The sequence below is a fragment of the Pinisolibacter sp. DMC19 genome (assembly GCF_056313985.1).
Map to the genome: position 1 here is coordinate 499,217 of NZ_JBQUZF010000001.1, position 17,475 is coordinate 516,691.

At 69.2% G+C, this 17,475-nt stretch carries 17 protein-coding genes and 2 tRNA genes; 8 read left to right on the forward strand and 11 right to left on the reverse strand.

All coding sequences use genetic code 11. The annotated features are described in order from the left end of the window. Positions 1-92: 92 nt before the first annotated feature. Complete coding sequence (locus ACT53U_RS02195; RefSeq protein WP_476152366.1) at positions 93-1,325, reverse strand: deoxyguanosinetriphosphate triphosphohydrolase; 1,233 nt, start codon at positions 1,323-1,325, stop codon at positions 93-95. A gap of 181 nt (positions 1,326-1,506) precedes the next feature. On the opposite strand from ACT53U_RS02195, the gene erpA reads away from it, so the two are divergent. Continuing rightward, on the forward strand, positions 1,507-1,845 hold the full coding sequence (gene erpA / locus ACT53U_RS02200) for an iron-sulfur cluster insertion protein ErpA (RefSeq protein WP_476152368.1): 339 nt from the start codon (positions 1,507-1,509) through the stop codon (positions 1,843-1,845). A 34-nt stretch (positions 1,846-1,879) separates the two neighbouring features. Here erpA and ACT53U_RS02205 read toward each other — a convergent pair whose 3' ends face one another. Continuing rightward, on the reverse strand, positions 1,880-2,698 hold the full coding sequence (locus ACT53U_RS02205; RefSeq protein WP_476152370.1) for a hypothetical protein: 819 nt from the start codon (positions 2,696-2,698) through the stop codon (positions 1,880-1,882). Between the two features lie 270 nt (positions 2,699-2,968). Here ACT53U_RS02205 and ACT53U_RS02210 point away from each other — a divergent pair, with 270 nt between their 5' ends. The 5 genes from ACT53U_RS02210 (at position 2,969) to ACT53U_RS02230 (ending at position 5,190) form a co-directional block, all read left to right on the forward strand. Further along, on the forward strand, positions 2,969-3,199 hold the full coding sequence (locus ACT53U_RS02210; protein ID WP_476152372.1) for a hypothetical protein: 231 nt from the start codon (positions 2,969-2,971) through the stop codon (positions 3,197-3,199). A 50-nt stretch (positions 3,200-3,249) separates the two neighbouring features. After that, positions 3,250-3,480 (forward strand): hypothetical protein, encoded by a 231-nt coding sequence (locus ACT53U_RS02215; protein ID WP_476152374.1) that lies wholly within the window; start codon positions 3,250-3,252, stop codon positions 3,478-3,480. 47 nt (positions 3,481-3,527) lie between these two features. Further along, complete coding sequence (locus ACT53U_RS02220; RefSeq protein ID WP_476152376.1) at positions 3,528-3,791, forward strand: hypothetical protein; 264 nt, start codon at positions 3,528-3,530, stop codon at positions 3,789-3,791. Between the two features lie 144 nt (positions 3,792-3,935). Continuing rightward, the gene (gene xth, locus ACT53U_RS02225) at positions 3,936-4,718 is read left to right on the forward strand and encodes an exodeoxyribonuclease III (RefSeq protein ID WP_476152378.1); all 783 of its coding nucleotides are present in this window, start codon (positions 3,936-3,938) and stop codon (positions 4,716-4,718) included. 13 nt (positions 4,719-4,731) lie between these two features. Then, a complete protein-coding gene (locus ACT53U_RS02230) occupies positions 4,732-5,190 on the forward strand; it encodes a GFA family protein (RefSeq protein WP_476152380.1) in 459 nt (152 codons plus the stop codon). 310 nt (positions 5,191-5,500) lie between these two features. On the opposite strand, the gene ACT53U_RS02235 is transcribed toward ACT53U_RS02230, so the two are convergent. From ACT53U_RS02235 to cobU, 8 genes are all read right to left on the reverse strand, one after another. Beyond that, positions 5,501-6,466, reverse strand: coding sequence for a tetratricopeptide repeat protein (locus ACT53U_RS02235; RefSeq protein WP_476152382.1), 966 nt, complete (start codon positions 6,464-6,466; stop codon positions 5,501-5,503). Positions 6,467-6,986: 520 nt separating this feature from the next. After that, a complete protein-coding gene (locus ACT53U_RS02240) occupies positions 6,987-9,830 on the reverse strand; it encodes a valine--tRNA ligase (RefSeq protein ID WP_476152384.1) in 2,844 nt (947 codons plus the stop codon). Positions 9,831-9,972: 142 nt separating this feature from the next. Beyond that, the gene (locus tag ACT53U_RS02245) at positions 9,973-10,668 is read right to left on the reverse strand and encodes a PopZ family protein (protein WP_476152386.1); all 696 of its coding nucleotides are present in this window, start codon (positions 10,666-10,668) and stop codon (positions 9,973-9,975) included. A gap of 154 nt (positions 10,669-10,822) precedes the next feature. After that, entirely contained in the window at positions 10,823-12,151 is a 1,329-nt protein-coding gene (locus ACT53U_RS02250) for a TolC family outer membrane protein (RefSeq protein WP_476152388.1), read from the reverse strand. Between the two features lie 322 nt (positions 12,152-12,473). Next, positions 12,474-13,112, reverse strand: coding sequence for a protein-L-isoaspartate O-methyltransferase family protein (locus tag ACT53U_RS02255; protein ID WP_476152390.1), 639 nt, complete (start codon positions 13,110-13,112; stop codon positions 12,474-12,476). Positions 13,113-13,288: 176 nt separating this feature from the next. Further along, a tRNA-Cys gene (locus ACT53U_RS02260) sits at positions 13,289-13,362 on the reverse strand. Between the two features lie 123 nt (positions 13,363-13,485). Then, positions 13,486-13,770 carry a hypothetical protein gene (locus ACT53U_RS02265; RefSeq protein WP_476152392.1) on the reverse strand — a complete coding sequence of 95 codons (285 nt, stop codon included), beginning with the start codon at positions 13,768-13,770 and terminating at the stop codon, positions 13,486-13,488. 132 nt (positions 13,771-13,902) lie between these two features. Then, the gene (gene cobU / locus ACT53U_RS02270) at positions 13,903-14,442 is read right to left on the reverse strand and encodes a bifunctional adenosylcobinamide kinase/adenosylcobinamide-phosphate guanylyltransferase (protein ID WP_476152394.1); all 540 of its coding nucleotides are present in this window, start codon (positions 14,440-14,442) and stop codon (positions 13,903-13,905) included. A 176-nt stretch (positions 14,443-14,618) separates the two neighbouring features. Here cobU and ACT53U_RS02275 point away from each other — a divergent pair. After that, positions 14,619-14,694, forward strand: a tRNA-Asn gene (locus ACT53U_RS02275). A 71-nt stretch (positions 14,695-14,765) separates the two neighbouring features. On the opposite strand, the gene ACT53U_RS02280 is transcribed toward ACT53U_RS02275, so the two are convergent. Then, a complete protein-coding gene (locus ACT53U_RS02280) occupies positions 14,766-15,497 on the reverse strand; it encodes an alpha/beta hydrolase (RefSeq protein WP_476152395.1) in 732 nt (243 codons plus the stop codon). Between the two features lie 223 nt (positions 15,498-15,720). On the opposite strand from ACT53U_RS02280, the gene ACT53U_RS02285 reads away from it, so the two are divergent. Beyond that, positions 15,721-17,433 (forward strand): hypothetical protein, encoded by a 1,713-nt coding sequence (locus ACT53U_RS02285; RefSeq protein ID WP_476152396.1) that lies wholly within the window; start codon positions 15,721-15,723, stop codon positions 17,431-17,433. The last annotated feature ends 42 nt before the right edge of the window (positions 17,434-17,475 follow it).

A 17,475-nucleotide genomic window follows, 5' to 3' on the forward strand; every position in this document is an offset into this window, starting at 1 on the left:
CGCCGAGGCCGCTTCTTCCCTTCTCCCCCTGCGGGAGAAGGGAGGCGTATGCCGCGCCGTCCTGCCCTGTCCGACCGCCCGTGCGCCCGCCCTCACAGCTCCGGCGTGCCGCCGACCACCCGGCGGTGTTCGTTGACGGCGTAGCGGTCGGTCATGCCGGCGATGTAGTCGCAGATCCGCCGCGCGAGCCGCTCCGGATCGCCGCGATCGGCGCCGCGCCATTCCTCCGGCAGCGCGCCCGGATCGGCCATGAAGGCGGCGAAGAGCTCCTCCACCACCTGTTCGGCCGCCCGCATCTTGGTCATGACGAAGTCGGCGCGATAGACGCGGGCGAAGAGGAAGGTCTTGATCGCCACGTCCGCCGCCGCGGTGGCGCCCGAGAAGGCGACCAGCGCCCGGCCCGCCCGGCGCACCTCGTCGGCCGAGCAGGGCAACTGGTCCTCCAGCCGGGCGAGCGTCTCGCCGATCACGTCCTCGACCATGGCGGTGATGACGCGCCGGATCACCTCCTGCTTGAGGCGACCGCGCTCGAGCCCGGGATGGCGGCCACGCACCGTGCGGATGGCGTCGCCGACGATCGGCAGCTCGGCGAGATCGTCGATCTCGATCAGCCGGGCGCGCAGCCCGTCGTCGATGTCGTGGGCGTCGTAGGCGATGTCGTCGGCGATCGCCGCGCACTGCGCCTCGAGGCTCGGCCAGGTCGAGAGCCAGAGGTCCTGCCGCCGCGCATAGTCGCGGATGGCGAAGGGCAGTTCCGCCGGCGTCGGATGCTGCCCGTGGGCGGGGGGAAGCGGCCGCCCTGCCCCGTCGGTGAGCGGTCCGTTGTGCTTGACGAGGCCCTCGAGCGCCTCCCACGACAGGTTCAGCCCGTCGAAGTCGGCGTAGCGCCGCTCGAGCCCGGTGACGATGCGCAGGGTCTGGGCATTGTGGTCGAAGCCGCCGTGCGCCGCCATGGCGCGCTCCATGGCGCGCTCGCCGGCATGGCCGAAGGGCGTGTGACCGAGATCGTGGCCGAGCGCCAGCGCTTCGGCGAGGTCCTCGTCGAGGCGGAACGCGCGGGCGAGCGCGCGGGCGATCTGCGCCACCTCGATCGTGTGGGTGAGGCGCGAGCGGAAATGATCGCCCTCGTGCGGCAGGAACACCTGCGTCTTGTGGGCGAGACGGCGGAAGGCGGTCGAATGGATGATGCGGTCGCGATCGCGCTGATAGGGCGTGCGCGTCGGGCTCGCCGGTTCGGGCACGAGACGCCCGCGCGTCGCTGCAGGATCGACCGCGAAGATCGCCCGCGCCTCGCCACCGAGCCCGACCCGTTCCGAAAAATGCACCACAATGACCTCCGAAATCCGCGCCCTGCCCCCTATTCGGGCCGACTGCCCGGCGAGCGGACTTGATTCTCGCGGGCGTGATCGCATTTGATCGAGACGACGGAAGCGTTTCAAGCGAATGACGGCGGCGCGTCCCACGCGCGGCTCCTCAGCACGACGCACAGGATTTCGAGGATCGACCATGACCGATACGACCACCCCGATCGCCGTGACCGCCGCCGCGGCCAAGCGCATCCTCTTCGTCGTCTCCGACGAGCCGGAAGGCACCGTCATGCGGATCTCGGTCAAGGGCGGCGGCTGTTCGGGCTTTTCCTACGGCTTCGAGCTGACGACCGAGCGCGCCGACGACGACTTCGTCATCGAGAAGGACGGCGCCACCGTGGTGGTCGATCCGGTCTCGGCCGAATATCTCGCCGGCTCCGAACTCGACTTCGTCGACGACCTGATGGGTCAGGCCTTCAAGATGAAGAACCCGCAGGCGACCGCGACCTGCGGCTGCGGTACCTCCTTCGCGATGTGAGTCCTCGACGTTCGGCCCGAAGGGCCCGGCGCGCTCAGCGCGCTGCCTCGAGCGCTCTGCGCAGCGCTCGTCCGATCGACGTGCCGAAGGTGTAGTGACGCGCCGAATAGGGCTGCACCTCGTCCGGCGAACTCGAGCGGAAGCCGACGTGGACGCCGACCACGCGCGGAGCCCGACCGTCGGCGAGCGACAGATAGGCCGCCCCCGACAGGCCGTCGAAGCCGACGCAGTCGGTGCGAATCTCGTCGGCGCCGTCCTCGCCCGGCAGCACGTCGCGCACCCGGCAGAGATCGACGGTCTTGTGTCCGTGTTCGAAGGCGACGACGGCGATCGGATCGCCCGGTTTCGGCATGGGCCCGACCGCATAGGCCGCAATCCCCGGCACCGGCCGGGCGAGCCGCGCCGCCGCCCAGTCGTGGCGGCCGGAGGCGCCGTAAGGGGACGTCGAGCCGCACAGCGCCTTGTCCGCCACCAGAGGAATGCGCTGACGCCCCGCCGTGGTGTCGACCACGAAGACGCATTCGCCGTGCTCGGCCCGCGGCCGTCCCTCCTCGTCGAAGAAGACATGCGCCGCCGAGGTGACGACGTCGCGCGCCCCGGTCAGCTGGCCGACGCCGCGCATGCCGCCGCATTCGACCACGCCGGTCGCCGCGAAGCGCGTCGCCGCGAGGCCGGTGGCGACGGTCGAGAGCGGCCCGCGGCCGTCGCGTTCGATCACCACCCGGCGTTCGATCGCCTGACCCGTCCCGGCCGACGCCAGAAAGACGAAGACGGCGACGAGCGATCGCCCGCCGGCACCGCTGCGTCCCGGACGCGTCCCACGCGTCGCCTGTCCCGTCCGATGATCCGTCATCTCGACCTTCTCCGAGAGAGCCCCACCGTGTCCTTCGAGCATGCGGCCGCACGCCCCGTTTCGCAACGCGCGCGACGGCGCGACGACATCACGAAATCTCACATTCCATTCACGGAATGAACAATGAAGGTAAACTCGCCGGTACTGTCCACACTACGAGCACAATCCGTTGCTTTTTAGGTGGCTACCGACCGCGCCGGGTCGGGGCCATCTTCCACTCATCGGACGGGCCCCGAGCGACCCGCCCCCGTCGAGAAAGGAAAAAAGACCATGACCTACGCCAAGCACGTCTTCGCCGCCGCCGCGCTCTTCGCCTCCGTCGGTGCCGCCCACGCCGCCGACGGTGCCGTCAACGATCACGAGGCCTTCTACAAGGCGCTCCAGACCCCGGCCGCGGCCACCACCGTGATCGAGGGCCGCCAGGCCGCCCCGATCGCCACCGCCCCGCAGGCGCCGGTCGACCGCTACCTCGAGACCCGCACCTCCGGTTCGGCCCGCTGACCCGGCCGACCGACACGCGACTTCCTCCCCCCGGAAAGAAAGACAAGACCATGACCTACACCAAGACCATCCTCGCCGCCGCCGCCCTCGTCGCTTCCTTCGGTGCCGCCCAGGCCGCCGACGGCGCCGTCAACGACCATCAGGCCTTCTACAAGGCGCTCCAGACCCCGGCCGCGGCCACCACCGTGATCGAGGGCCGCCAGGCCGCCCCGATCGCCACCGCCCCGCAGGCGGCCGTCGATCGCTACCTCGAGACCCGCACCTCCGGTTCGGCGCGCTGATCGCGCGGCCTGCCCACGACAATCCCCCCGAGCAGAAAGAAACGACCATGACCTACGCCAAGCACATCTTTGCCGCGGCCGCCCTCCTCGCCTCGATCGGTGCCGCTCAGGCCGCCGACGGCGTCGCCAACGACCACCAGGCCTTCTACAAGGCGCTCCAGACCCCGGCTGCGAGCGCGACCGTGATCGAGGGCCGTCAGGCCGCCCGCATCGCCAAGCCCGCCGAGGCGATGCAGATCCAGGCCCCGGTCCAGGCGCAGACCGACGCCGACCGCTACATCGAGATGCACAACGTCGGCGGCGAGAACTGAGACCGAGCCCGACGCGCTCCCCGCAGGATGCCCGCCACTCCCCCGGCGGACGTCCTCGGGGACGCCTCGCGGCGAAAGACCGGTGCGCCGGAAGCCGGCGACCGCTATCGTGGGGCGACGGATCAACCGGCCCCGAGTCTCCCCATGAAGATCGCCACCTGGAACATCAACGGCGTCAAGGCGCGCCTCGAAACCGCCCTTCGCTGGCTCGAGGAGGCGAACCCCGATCTCGTCTGCTTCCAGGAGATCAAGTCGGTCGACGAGGGCTTCCCCGCGGCCGAATTCGAGCGCCTCGGCTATCACGTCGCCACCCACGGCCAGAAGGGCTTCAACGGCGTCGCCATCCTGTCGAAGCACCGCCTCGAGGACGTCTCGCGCGGCCTCCCCGGCGATCCCGACGACCCGCAGGCGCGGTATATCGAGGCGGTCGTCTCGGTGCCCTCCGGCGTCGTGCGTGTCGGTGGCCTCTATCTGCCCAACGGCAACCCGCTCGGCAGCGAGAAATTCCCCTACAAGCTCCGCTGGATGGAGCGGCTCGAGGCCCATGCCCGCAGCCGCCTCGCGCTCGAGGAACCCTTCCTCCTGATGGGCGACTACAACGTCATTCCCGAACCGATCGACGCCAAGACCCCGAAGGCCTGGCTCGGCGACGCGCTGTTCCAGCCCGAGAGCCGCGCCGCCTTCCGCCGCCTGCTCGGCCTCGGCTTCACCGATGCGCTGCGCGCCTCGACCGACGCCCAGGTCTTCACCTTCTGGGACTATCAGGCCGGCTGCTGGCAGCGCGACGAGGGTATCCGCATCGACCACGTCCTGATGAGCCCGCAGGCCGCCGACCGCCTCCGCGCCGTCGGCGTCGACAAGCACGTCCGCGGCTGGGACAAGCCCTCCGACCACGTCCCCGTCTGGGTCGATCTCGACGTCGATTGAGGAGGACCGGCCGATGAGCGATGCGCGCGAGAACGCACCTTCCGGCGGCTGCCTCTGCGGCGGCATACGCTTTCGCCTCGCCCGCGTGCCGACCGACGTCGGCCACTGCCATTGCCGCATCTGCCAGCGCTCGTCGGGCGCCGCCTTCCTCACCTGGGCGACGGTGCCGCGCGAAGACCTGACGGTCGAGGGCGAGCCGGCGTGGTACGCCTCCTCGGCGGCGGCGAAACGCGGCTTCTGCCCGACCTGCGGCACACAGCTCTTCTTCGCCTTCGAGGCGGACGCCGCCGACCATCGCGACGACCTGCCGACCGGCGCCACCGAGACGATCGACGTCGCCGTCGTCGCCCTCGACGAACCCGATCTCTGTCGACCGACCCGCAACATCTGGGTCGGCAGCCGTCGCGCCTTCCTGCACGGCTTCGACGCGACGCTGCCCGACTACCCTGACGAAGGCCCCGACATGTCGTGATCGCCGCGCGAAAACACGAAGCGAGGCGACGTAACGTCATCAGTATTAACCCGTCGTTAACCACGACATGCGACAGTCTGACGTCGCCGACGACGAATTTCTGGTGATTCTAATTGAAAATCAATTAGTTAAACTTATTTCTTTGGAAATCTGTGGAATTTGCGCATCTTCCTCGAGAAGATGAGAACACCCACTCAACCCCTTGATTTTCAAGGCTTCGAATCGCCGAACAAAAAAGGCGCGGATCGCTCCGCGCCTCGTTCCGTCACGACCATTATGGGTCAGTACTCCTGTCGGAGCGACCGATCGATCAGTTGTTGCCGCCCTTGGCGATCCATTCCTGCGCCTCGGAGACGCCGCGACGGCGCTCGTTCTCGCTGGCGACCGAGAACACCTGCTCCTGGACCTCGCGAACCCAGTCGTCCTTGGCGTTGGTCGCGTTGTTGCGGGCGATCGTCAGCCACATCAGCCCCTGCGCCGGGCGCCGCTGCAGCCCCTCGTCGCCGGTGAAGAGCAGCTGACCGAGCATCGCCTGGGCGCCGACATGACCCTTCTTGGCGGCCACCGTCAGCCAACGCGCCGCCTGACGCGGATCGCGCTCGCTGCTGTCGGCCTCGAGATAGAGCCGGCCGAGCCGGTACTGCGCCTCGGTGTCACCGAAGATCGAGGCGGCATAGGTGTAGAGCTCGCGGGCGCGATCGACGTTCGGCCGGATCGCCGTGGTCTCGATGCCCTTGAGATAGTAGGAGCCGAGCGACACGAAGGCCGAGGCCACGAAGGCCGCCTGCGGCGTGCCGCGCGCATCGTCGGCGTGATTGTCGATCACTTCGCGATAGAATTCGAAGGCCTTGGCGTCGTTGACCGGGACGCCGTCGCCGGTCTCGTAGATCTTGCCGAGCTTCCACTGGGCGATCGGATGACCGCGCTCGGCCGCCCGCTTCAGCTGCTCCAGCGCCGCCTTGCGATCGCCGGCGTAGTAGAGGCGCGTCCCGTCGCGGAACGCATCCTCGGCGGAGGCATTGGCCGACGGCGGCACCACCGGACCCGGCAGCAGACGCGCCGAGACGCCGGGCGGCGCCGTGAGCGCGGCCGGGGCCATGGCGGCCGGCGACGGACGCACCGGAGCCGGCAGCGGGGCGAGAGCCCGGATGTCGGAGGAGAGCGGCGCGTCCTCGCCCGGACCGTCGTGGCCCGGATCGAAGGCGGCGGCCGACAGCGCCGTACCGAACAGCATCGCGGCGGCGCAGCCGACGCGAAGATACCAACCAGTCCGCATGACCGTTCTCGCGACGTCACCGCTCCATGGTGAGCGCATCGGCGCCCGGAGCGTCGCGATCGACGTTTCGGCCGAAGGCCGCGTGCGATCGCTCTTGCCATCCCGACCCGCCGGGGTCGAGCCCCGCGGATCCATGAGCGAACCATCCCACGCCAATTCGGCGACAACAGGGCCGATCGGCCCCGGATTACGGCGATCGCCGGGCAATTCCCGGACCATGGCGACGGCGGGAGCGGAATCGAAGACGATCGGCCCTGATCCGCCGATCGCAAACTCACCCACTCGTTCCATCTCGTCCGTACCCGACACGCAACTCGCTCCGACAGCGCAGAGGCCTCGTTCTTCGGCTCGCACGCTCGTGTTCATTTGTGACGGAAGCGGGGCAAATGCGTCGACCTCGATCAAGGCCCGCGCGCATTGGCCGGCACTGTTGCAGGCGCGACACGAAAATGGACGGGCCGGTCCGCCGAAGAGGCGAACCGGCCCGTCGCAAAGGCCTTTTCGTGACGACGTGTCGCACTCACCCCAGCCGGGCGAGCGCCTCGCGCACCTTGGCGAGACGGGCGACGTATTCCTCGCGCTTCTCGTGGTTCTCCTCGACCACCTCTTCCTTGGCCTTGGCCATGAACTGCGGGTTGGAGAACATCTTGTCGATGCGGCCGATCTCGCCCTCGAGCTTGACCACCTCCTTGGCGAGGCGGCTCTTCTCGGCCGAGACGTCGATCACGCCCTCGAGCGGCAGGCAGAAGGTCGCCTCGCCCACCACGATCTGCGCCGAGGCCGCAGGCGCGGCATCGGCGAAACCGATCTCCGAGATGCGCGCGAGACGGAGGATCGCCGCCTCGTGGGTGGCGATCCAGCCGCGGGTCTTGTCCGACGCGCCGACCACGACGAGCGGGATCTGGGCGCCGGCCGGCACGTTCATCTCGGAGCGCACCGAGCGAACCTCGGTGATGAGGCCGACCAGCCAGTCGATCTCGTCGGCCGCCGCCTCGTGGCGCACCGCGCCGCGCGGCCATTCGGTCGTGACCAGCATGGCGGCGCGCGCGAGCCCCGCCTCGGCGGCGGTCTTCGCCCACAGCTCTTCGGTGATGAAGGGCATGAAGGGATGCAGCAGCTTCAGGATCTCGTCGAGGACGTAGGCGCAGGTCGCCCGCGTCTCGTCCTTCAGCGCCTGATCCTCGCCCATGAAGATCGGCTTGGCGAGTTCGAGATACCAGTCGCAGAACGAGTTCCAGACGAAGCGATAGGCCGCCCCCGCCGCGTCGTTGAAGCGATAGGCCTCGATCGCCGCCGTGACGTCAGCGATGGCGCGGGTGAGCTCCGTCGCGATCCAGCGGTTGAGCGTGCCCTTCGCCGCCGCCGGCTCGAAGTCGCCGACGGTGACGCAGCCGTTCATCTCGGCGAAGCGCGCGGCGTTCCACAGCTTGGTCGCGAAGTTGCGATAGCCGGCGACGCGCGCCTTGGCGAGCTTGATGTCGCGGCCCTGCGCCGCCATCGCGGTCAGGGTGAAGCGCAGCGCGTCGGCGCCGAACTCGTCGACGAGTTCGAGCGGATCGATGACGTTGCCCTTGGACTTCGACATCTTCTGCCCCTTCTCGTCACGGACGAGGGCATGGATGTAGACGTCCTTGAAGGGGATGACCGGATTGCCGGCCTCGTCCTTCATGAAGTTGAGGCCCATCATCATCATCCGGGCGACCCAGAAGAAGATGATGTCGAAGCCGGTCACCAGCACCGAGGTCGGGTAGTAGCGCGCCAGTTCCGGCGTCTCATCCGGCCAGCCGAGCGTCGAGAACGGCCACAGCGCCGACGAGAACCAGGTGTCGAGCACGTCCTCGTCGCGGGTCAGGAAGCCCGCCGCGCCCGCCGCCCGCAGTTCGGCCGCCCGCGCCGCGTCGATGTCGCCGCGGGTGAGGTAGTGATGGATCGCCTGATCGAGCGCCTCGGCCTCGTCGTGGGCGACGAAGACCTCGCCGTCCGGCCCGTACCACGCCGGGATCTGATGGCCCCACCACAGCTGACGGGAGACGCACCAGGGCTGGATGTTCTCCATCCACTGGTAATAGGTGTTCTCCCAGTTCTTCGGCACGAAGGTGGTGCGGCCGTCACGGACGGCGGCGAGCGCTTCCTTCGCCAGTTCGCCGGCGTTGACGTACCACTGGTCGGTCAGGAACGGCTCGATCACGACGTTCGAGCGGTCGCCGTGCGGCACCGTGTGGGTGTTCGGCTCGATCTTGTCGAGCAGGCCGCAGCGCTTCATCGCCTCGACGACGCGCTTGCGCGCCTCGAAACGGTCCTGCCCGTGCAGCAGCGCCTCGAGCTCGCCGAGCGCCATGACCTGGGCGACCGGCGCGAGCGGCTCCTCACCCTCGCCCGCCTCCGGCGCGCCGAAGAGATCGAGCCCATGGCCGATGTCGAGGCCGAAGGCCTCGTTGCCGACGAGATCGATCTTCGCCTTGCGGTCGAGGATGTTGATCTGCGCGAGCCCATGACGCTTGCCGACCTCGAAGTCGTTGAAGTCGTGCGCCGGGGTGATCTTCACCGCGCCGGTGCCCTTCTCCGGGTCGGAATATTCGTCCGCCACGATCGGAATGCGCCGGCCGACCAGCGGCAGGATGGCGAACTTGCCGACCAGATCGGCGTAGCGCTCGTCCTCGGGGTGAACCGCGACGGCGGTGTCGCCGAGCATCGTCTCCGGACGCGTCGTCGCGACCGTGACGTAGCGACCCGGCATGCCCTCGATCGGGTACTTGAAGTGCCAGAAGTGACCCTTCACCTCGACCTGCAGCACCTCGAGATCGGAGATCGCGGTCTCGAAATGCGGGTCCCAGTTGACCAGCCGCTTGTCGCGGTAGATCAGGCCCTGGCGGTGCAGCGCGACGAAGACCTTGAGGACCGCCTGCGACAGGCCCTCGTCCATGGTGAAGCGCTCGCGCGACCAGTCGCAGGACGCGCCCAGCCGCTTCAGCTGGTTGACGATGGTGCCGCCCGATTCGGCCTTCCACGTCCAGACCTTCTCGAGGAAGGCGGCACGGCCGATGTCGCGGCGGCCCGGCTCGCCGCGCGCCGCCATCTGGCGTTCGACCACCATCTGCGTCGCGATGCCGGCATGGTCGGTGCCCGGCTGCCACAGCACGTCCTTGCCGCGCATGCGCTCGAAGCGGACCAGCACGTCCTGCAGCGTGTTGTTGAGCGCATGGCCCATGTGCAGCGAGCCGGTGACGTTCGGCGGCGGGATGACGATCGAATAGGGCTCGGCGCCCGGCTTCGCGCCGGCACCGGCGCGGAACGCCCCGACCTCTTCCCATTGGGCGGAAATGCGCGGTTCGACGGCGGCGGCCTCGTAGGTCTTTTCGAGCATGACGGCTTCCGGATGTGATGTGCGAACGTCGCCGGACCCCGACGGGACCGGCGTGAAAACGTGCCGCGATAAGGGGCGAAGGCGGCGCGCCTGTCAATGCGGACGCGGCGCCGATCGGGGATTCGCGCGCGAGAACGCCGCCTCAGCGACCGCGAGTCACGCGCTCGATCTCGGCCCGGACCATCCGCTCGACCATGGTCGGCAGGTTGTGGTCGAGCCACTGCTGCAGCATCGGCCGCAGCATCTCCTGGACGAGATCGTCGAGGGTGCGGGCGTTGCGGTTGATCACCGTCATCGACAGATCGGCGAAGGCCGAGGCGATCATCCCCTCGCTGGCGTGCGAGATCAGCGGCGCCACGGCGGCCTCGACCGCGGCCGGCTCGGGCGCGAAGGCACGCGGCGCCGGGGCGGGTGCGGGTGCCGGGGTCGGCTTGGGCGGGGCGATCGGAGCGGCGGCGACGGGTGCGACGATCGGCTCCGGCTCGGGTTCCGGCTCCTCGACGGCTTCTTCCACCTCGGCGACGTCGGCGAAGGCGAGATCGGAGGTCTCACTCATGCCCTCGACCAGCGGCGGGCCGCTCTCGGGTTCGGCGAGTTCCTCGGTCAGATCGAGCACGTCGTCGTCCTCGGCCGCGTCGTCTTCCGGATCGTCGGCCGTGGCGAAGAGCTTGTCGAGATCGTCTTCGGAGATGGTCTCGTCGGCGGCGGAGGAGAGCTCCGGCTCGGGCGGCGGCGCGGCGGCCTTGCTCTTGGGAGCCGTCTCCTCGTCCGCGATGATCCTGCGGATCGAGGCCAGGATCTCCTCCATCGAGGGTTCCTGCGCTTGCGCCTTGGCCATGGAAACACTCCGACGAATGCGTGACGTCCACCGACATCGACATGATGTCGGTGATCGTCGTCGTACCTACTATAGATGGATCCACGACGCCGTGAAGCGCACCCCGCGTCGCGATCGGGAGTTATCCCCGATCACGTCCGCATTTCCGCCCCGATCACTGACCGTCGGGGGTCCGGAGACCGATCCACTTGTCGCGAACCGCCTCGGCGTGCTCTTCCGGGTCCTGGATCGACACCCTGACCTTCATGTGTTCGACGTCGAGGCGACCGACCGCGGCGGCGAGCTGGAACGAGCCGACGACTCGCGAACGCTCGGCGTTGACGAGGTTCGACCGCGCCGTGATCAGCATCGTCTGCTGATTGAGGACGTCCAGTGTGGTGCGCTGGCCGACCCGCTGCTCCTCGATGACGCCGTTCAGCGCCAGCTGCGAGGCTTCGACCTGCGCCCTGTAGGCGGTGATCGAGGCATTGGCGGCCTGCAGCATGCCCCAGGCGGAGACGACGCTGGCGCGCACCGTGTCGCGGGTGAGATCGACCTGCAGACGCGCCGCGCCGAGCTGTTCCTTGGCCTGGCGGATCTTGGCGTACTCGACGCCGCCCTGATAGATCGGCACGGTGACGTTGAGCGACACCGCGGCGTTGTTGGCGGTCTTGTAGGTCGGGTTGTCGAAGGCGCGCGAGGCCGAGCCCTGCGCCGACACCTGCGGCAGCAGCGCACCCTCGAGATACTTCACGTTGTGCTGCGCCACGTCGACGTTGTGGATGCCCGCCATGATCTGCGGGCTCTCGCTCTGGGCGGCGCGCACGGCGGCCTCGACCGTCTTCGGCAACAGCCCGTCGGCCCCGCCGGTGGCGCCGAGCTTGCCCGGCTCCTTGCCGATCACCTGACGATAGACGGCGCGCGAGGCGTTGAGCTGCGCCCGCGCGGCGTTGAGCTGCGACACGGCGAGCTGATAGGAGGCCTCGGCCTGTGCCACGTCGGTCTGGGTGCCCTCGCCGACGTTGAAGCGATCCTTGGCGGCGCGCACCTGCTCGGTGAGGAACTTGACGTTGCTCTCCTGCAGCGAGACCAGCGCGGTGTCACGGATCACGTCCATGTAGGCGGTCGCCGCCGACAGCAGAACCTGCTGTTCGGCCGAGCGCAGCACCTCGCGCTGGGCGCGAACCGCGGCCTGCGCCTGATCGATGCCGGCGGTGATCTGGCCGCCGGTATAGATCGGCTGCACCAGCTGGATGCCGAAGTTCGACGCGGTGTTGTAGAAATCGACGTTGGCGCCGGCGTTCTGATAGTTCTGGTAGCCGTAGGCCGTGTAGGTGCGGCCGATCGAGGCCGAACCGTTGATCCTCGGCCGGGCAGCGCCCTGCGCGATGCCGACGCCCTCGTCCGCCGCCCGGGTCTGGGCGCGCGCGGCGTTCAGCTGCGGATTGTTCGAATAGGCGAGCGCCAGGGCTTCCGAGAGAGACTCGGCCCGGGAAACGCCCACATGCGTCGTCAGGCCCAAGGCCCCGACGAGCGCGAAAACGGCGGAACGGCTGAACGACACGACGCTACTCCCGGAAATCGACTCACGAATCGGCGGCGCGCTCTCATCGCCGACAGCGAACGAATGTCTTAACGAACATTCAAAGCCTCTCGAATGCAAACCGAGATCGCCGCCTCGACGCCCTCGATCCACGCATTTTCGTCGAATGAGGCCGCCGGGCAACATTCACGAAGCCTCGAGCGCGCCCGCGCACGAGAGCGAGACGCGAAACGACCCGCCGCCGTCACCGGCCGCGGGTCGCGGATTCGTCGGGCGTTCCGGCTCAGAGCGCGAAGGCGGCCGGACGCGCGAAGCCGGGCAGCAGATGGCCCGGCAGATTGAAGGCGGTGCGCTCGGAGAGCTTTCCCGATGCGCGCACACAGACCGTGGCGCGCGCCGCGTTGCCCGAACCGCGCACGAAGACGATGCGACCGCCCTCGACCACCTGATCGGCGATCGCTTCGGGCAGATCCTCGAGCGAACCGTCGAAGAGGACGAGATCGTAGGGCGCCCCCACAGGCGCGCCGGCGGTCAGCGGGCCGACGACCACGTCGACGCCCGGAAGTGCCCCCTTGGCCGCGGCGGCGAGGTCGGCGTCTTCCTCGACCATCGTCACGGTGGCGCCGATCGCCGCGACGATCGCCGCGGTGTAGCCGGTGGCACCGCCGACCACGAGCACTTTCTCGCCGGCCTTGGGCGCAGCGAGCTGGACGAGCTTGGCGAGCTGCGCCGGCTGCATCAGGCGGCGGCCCTTGCCGAGTTCGACCGGGCGGTCGAGATAGGCGAGATCCTGCAGCGCCGCCGGCACGAAGGCCTCGCGCCCGACCGAGAGGAACGCGGCGATCACGCCGTGATCCGTCACGTCCACGGTGCGGATCTGGTTGTCGACCATCGTCCTGCGCTGAATGGCGAATTCGGCCATCGTTTCCCCCGCTCGCTGTCGGCGTCTCGACCGGCGCGGCCGGTCGTCGGGTTTCCTTAATCCGCTCGTCCGGGCGAGACAATAGGAACCTTCGCCGGAATGAGGTGATCACGCGACGAACCGACCCGTGCATCGGCACGGGCTGCGCGGAAATTCGGCGATGTCGGGAAGGAGAATGGAGGCCTCGTCCGGACTCGAACCGGAGTACACGGATTTGCAGTCCGCTGCGTAACCACTCCGCCACGAGGCCTCACGGGGCGTTTCTCTAGCCGGGTTCATCCGCTCGAGCAAGCGCCCGTTTCGATCATCCAGCAATTTTCGCCGGCGCGCTTCGTCGCGCGGCGGACCGGCGCCACGCGCGCCCTGCGCCGCTTCAATGCGTCGACGCGGGATCTTCCTCGGCCTCGAAATGCGAGCGGATGTCGCCACCCCGCCCGACGAAGCCGCGACAGCCGGGCTTCGGGCGCAGGATCACCATGTTCTCGAACCACACCCCGCCCGGCGAGCGCCAGCCGTAGGAGATGCACCCGGGCCGGAGCGCACAGGAGCGGCAATCGACGCCGACGGACGCCGGAGCGACGACGGTCGGCCCGTCGGGAGAAGCCGTCGTGGTGACGGCCGTTGGTGTCGGAGCTGTATCGGCGGGTCCTGACGACATCGGCGACCTCGACCTTCGCGCGTAGCGTCGGCGAATGCCGGCACGGGTGGAATCAAACCACGTTCGACCCGCCCTCGAGAATTGGGAACGCCCCCATGCGTAGCCACACCGACGAGGAAAACCGCCATTCGGTCATCGGGTACCGGATTGCTTGACCGGCACTTCCAGCCCGGCGACGACCAGCGTCACCCGGTCGGCGAGGCGGGCGATCTCGCGATTGAGACGGCCCTGGAGGTCGCGGAAACGGCGGGCGAGCGCGTTCTCCGGGACGATGCCGAGACCGACCTCGTTGGAGACCAGAATCACCGCGCCGCCGACCCGTTCGAGGGCGGCGGCAAGCATCGCGATCTCGGCCTCGACGTCGCGATCGGCGAAGAGCACGTTGGAGAGCCACAGCGTCAGGCAGTCGACCACCAGCACCCGCCCCTCGCCCGCCTCGCGCACCACGACCTCGGCGAGCGCCAGCGGTTCCTCGACCAGCCCCCAGGCCGCCCCGCGCTCGGCGCGATGGGCGGCGATGCGCGCTTCCATCTCGGCGTCGTGGGCCTGCGCGGTCGCCACCATCACCGGCGACAGGCCGCTCGCCTCGGCCCGTGCCAGCGCCACCCCGGTCTTGCCGGAACGCGCGCCACCGAGCACGAAATCGACGCGAGGCAGGGCGAAAACGGTCATGAAAGGGCCTTTCGGGAGAAGTCGGCGAACCACGTGAACCGCGCGTTCGGCGCGGTTTTCCGCCCTTCGATAGAGGCTCGCGACGCGATCGTCCACATGTCGTCGTCCGAGGGCTTGGCAAGAGGAAGCGAGCTTGCTATAGACCCGCCCGCAGCGACGCCACGGCGCCGACGCATTCCGCGATAGCTCAGTTGGTAGAGCGTTCGACTGTTAATCGAATGGTCGCAGGTTCGAGTCCTGCTCGCGGAGCCAGTTTCCCTGAAGGGGTCCGACGGTCGTCGTCGGGCCTCTTCTCGTTTTCCGGGCTCGCCGGGGAGCGTTCTTCAGCGCTGGGCGAAACCCACGACCGCCGAGACGACCGCTCCGTCGATCCCGGCGAAGCCGTGATGGGCCCGCGGTTGGCAGGCGTTGCCGTCGTCACTCCCGCCGTCGAGCCACGTCACCCGCGCGCGCTTGCCCGCCCATGCCTGGAACGGGGCCACGCCGGCAGGCTGCGTCCTGGCGCAACCGTCGTGCCTGTGGTGGATCACCAGCGTCGGCGGCAGATAGGCCGCCGATCCGAGGATCGCCATCACGTTGTCGCCGTCGCCGGAGGCGTCCGACAGGAAACCGGACGTCAGCACCAGCCGGTCGGGTCGGGCGCCGGCGGCGATGCCGCGCGCCGCACGCTGCGTGCCGCGACTGGTCCCCACCAACGTGACATGGCCGTATTGCCGCATCGATTCGACCGCCGCCGCCACGTCGACACCGGCGTCGGGAACGAGGACCGCGAAGCCGCGCGACGCGTAGGCGGCCCGTGTCCGCACCAGCTGATTGCCCTCGCGGGAGATCGAGCCGTCGGCTCCCACGCCGATTTCCCCGTCCCCGCCGGCCAGTAGAATGATCGCACCGTGCGGCCGTGCCGGCATCAACAGCGACGCCCGCGTTCCGCCGATCGAAACGCCCGACACGGTGGCCGCCGCCGCCGAAACCGCACAGACCGGCGTGAGCGACGCCACCATCGCGGCGAAGACCAGACCCCGAACCACTCCCGACGACCCGATCACATGTTTCATCGTGCCCTCCTTCGGATTTGAACGCCGGCATGTCCGATCGTGCCCTCGGATCGGAGACGCGTCGAGCGGATTTGACCGATCGTGAACCACGATCGCGTGACGGAGGGCTTTCGCCTGCCCGTGAGGGACGAATTGTTTCCCCTACGACGATGCTCCCCCTCCCCGTGCCGCGTCGGCTCGACTATCGTCGTCGCTTCCGCAACGACCGGTCGGGAGCCGCACCATGGTCGCGTCGAGACGTCGCCTTCTCACCTCCGCTTCGCGCGTCGGCCGCTTCGCCGCCGCAGCCCTCCTCGCCGCCCCGCTCGCAGCCGCCGCCGCGCCCGCCGATCAGGCCGGCGCCGACCGGTTGAAGGCGCTGGTCGAGGACTATGTCGGCCGCCCGGCGGCCGGCGAGACGCCGGTGGTGACCGTCACCCCGGTCGGCGACGACTACGAGGTCGCCATCGACTTCGACCGCCTCGCCGCGCCGATCAAGAAGCTCGGCGTCGAGGCGACGCTCGGCCGCTCGGTGTCGCGGCTGACGCCGAAGCCCGACGGCACCTGGGCCTGGCGGGTCGATTCGTTCACCCCCTGGACCTGGGCGGCCGGCGGCCAGACCGGCCGGCTCGCCTTCGAGGGCTTCCGCGCCGACGGCGTCTTCGACCCCGCGCTCACGTCCTTCACCCGCCAGACCATGAAGGTCGACCGAGTGGTCAGCGAGCAGTCCGTGCCCGCCGCCGGCGACACGCCGCGTATCGACGTCCGCCGCACCGACGAGCAACTCGACTTCTCCGGCACCGCCATCGCGAGCGCCTCCGGCGACGGCCTCGACGTCACCGCGACCCAGACGCTGCGCTCGATCACCGAGACCTTCGCGCTCTCCGAAGGCACCGCGAAGGGCGTGCCCGACATGGAGGCGACGCTCAAGGTCGGTGCCGCGCGGGCCGAAGCGAAACTGACCGGCTTCCGCAATCCGGCCTTCCTGGCGCTGTGGCGCCATCTCGTCGCCCATCACGACAAGACGGACTTCACCGCGGGGCAGGCCGAGTTCAAGGCGCGACTGCGTGATCTGGGGCCGCTGTTCGAGCGCCTCGACCACACCGCGACCTTCGACACGGTCGAGCTCGAGACTCCCGTCGGCTTCGCCACGCTCGGCCGCGTCGAGGTGGCGATGGTGGCGACCGGCGCCACGACCGACGGCACCGTCGACTTCCGCACCACGCTCTCGGGGCTGAAGGTCGGCTCGCTCTTCATCCCGGCCTGGGCGGGGCGGCTGATCCCGAGCGATCTCGAGATTCGCGGTCGCGCCACCGGCTGGAACGCCGCGGCACCGCTGGCGATCTTCCTCGACCGCGCCGACTTCGCCGCCGACAAGCCGCTCTCCGACGAGGTCGCCGCCGAGATGGTGGCGAAGGCCCTGCCCAAGGGCGTCGTCGACATCGTCTTCGAGGGCAATCGCGTCGCCGCCAAGGAATGGGATCTGAAGCTCGACGGCCGCATGACCGCCGGACCGGCCGGCGCCTCCGGCACCGTCACGGCACGCGCGACCGGCCTCGAACAGGCGATCGCCGCCCTGCGCGATCCCAAGGCCGGCGACAGCGGCAAGCAGGCCGCCGACCAGCTCGCCCTCGCCCTGTCGCTCGCCGAGCAGAAGGACGGCGCCGCCGTCTGGCGCATCGACTTCGCGGGCGACCGCGTCTCGATCAACGGCCGCGAGGTCTCGCCCGGCACCAAGAAGGCCGACCCGGCCCCCGTGACCACGCCGCTCTCGACCGGCAAGCAGGGCTCGTCCGGTTCGACCAAGGCGCCGACCTACAAGGCCGGCGACAACCCGATGGGCGATTCCGACACCGATTCCATCAAGCGGAAGTTCGACGAGAAGGCCGCCAAGGGCGGCTCCAAGTCGTCGACCAAATCGTCGGTCAAGAAGGCCCTGGACGCCGAAGAAGAATGACGCCGGTCGCGACGGGCCTCACCGCCCCTCGCGCCGCCGCCA

What these genes read in the sequence shown, in the direction of transcription:
- erpA (WP_476152368.1), top strand. Translation starts at nt 1,507, where the DNA reads ATGACCGATACGACCACCCCGATCGCCGTGACCGCCGCCGCGGCCAAG.
- ACT53U_RS02205 (WP_476152370.1), bottom strand. Translation starts at nt 2,698, where the DNA reads ATGACGGATCATCGGACGGGACAGGCGACGCGTGGGACGCGTCCGGGA.
- ACT53U_RS02210 (WP_476152372.1), top strand. Translation starts at nt 2,969, where the DNA reads ATGACCTACGCCAAGCACGTCTTCGCCGCCGCCGCGCTCTTCGCCTCC.
- ACT53U_RS02215 (WP_476152374.1), top strand. Translation starts at nt 3,250, where the DNA reads ATGACCTACACCAAGACCATCCTCGCCGCCGCCGCCCTCGTCGCTTCC.
- ACT53U_RS02220 (WP_476152376.1), top strand. Translation starts at nt 3,528, where the DNA reads ATGACCTACGCCAAGCACATCTTTGCCGCGGCCGCCCTCCTCGCCTCG.
- xth (WP_476152378.1), top strand. Translation starts at nt 3,936, where the DNA reads ATGAAGATCGCCACCTGGAACATCAACGGCGTCAAGGCGCGCCTCGAA.
- ACT53U_RS02230 (WP_476152380.1), top strand. Translation starts at nt 4,732, where the DNA reads ATGAGCGATGCGCGCGAGAACGCACCTTCCGGCGGCTGCCTCTGCGGC.
- ACT53U_RS02235 (WP_476152382.1), bottom strand. Translation starts at nt 6,466, where the DNA reads ATGCGGACTGGTTGGTATCTTCGCGTCGGCTGCGCCGCCGCGATGCTG.
- ACT53U_RS02240 (WP_476152384.1), bottom strand. Translation starts at nt 9,830, where the DNA reads ATGCTCGAAAAGACCTACGAGGCCGCCGCCGTCGAACCGCGCATTTCC.
- ACT53U_RS02245 (WP_476152386.1), bottom strand. Translation starts at nt 10,668, where the DNA reads ATGGCCAAGGCGCAAGCGCAGGAACCCTCGATGGAGGAGATCCTGGCC.
- ACT53U_RS02255 (WP_476152390.1), bottom strand. Translation starts at nt 13,112, where the DNA reads ATGGCCGAATTCGCCATTCAGCGCAGGACGATGGTCGACAACCAGATC.
- ACT53U_RS02265 (WP_476152392.1), bottom strand. Translation starts at nt 13,770, where the DNA reads ATGTCGTCAGGACCCGCCGATACAGCTCCGACACCAACGGCCGTCACC.
- cobU (WP_476152394.1), bottom strand. Translation starts at nt 14,442, where the DNA reads ATGACCGTTTTCGCCCTGCCTCGCGTCGATTTCGTGCTCGGTGGCGCG.
- ACT53U_RS02280 (WP_476152395.1), bottom strand. Translation starts at nt 15,497, where the DNA reads ATGAAACATGTGATCGGGTCGTCGGGAGTGGTTCGGGGTCTGGTCTTC.
- ACT53U_RS02285 (WP_476152396.1), top strand. Translation starts at nt 15,721, where the DNA reads ATGGTCGCGTCGAGACGTCGCCTTCTCACCTCCGCTTCGCGCGTCGGC.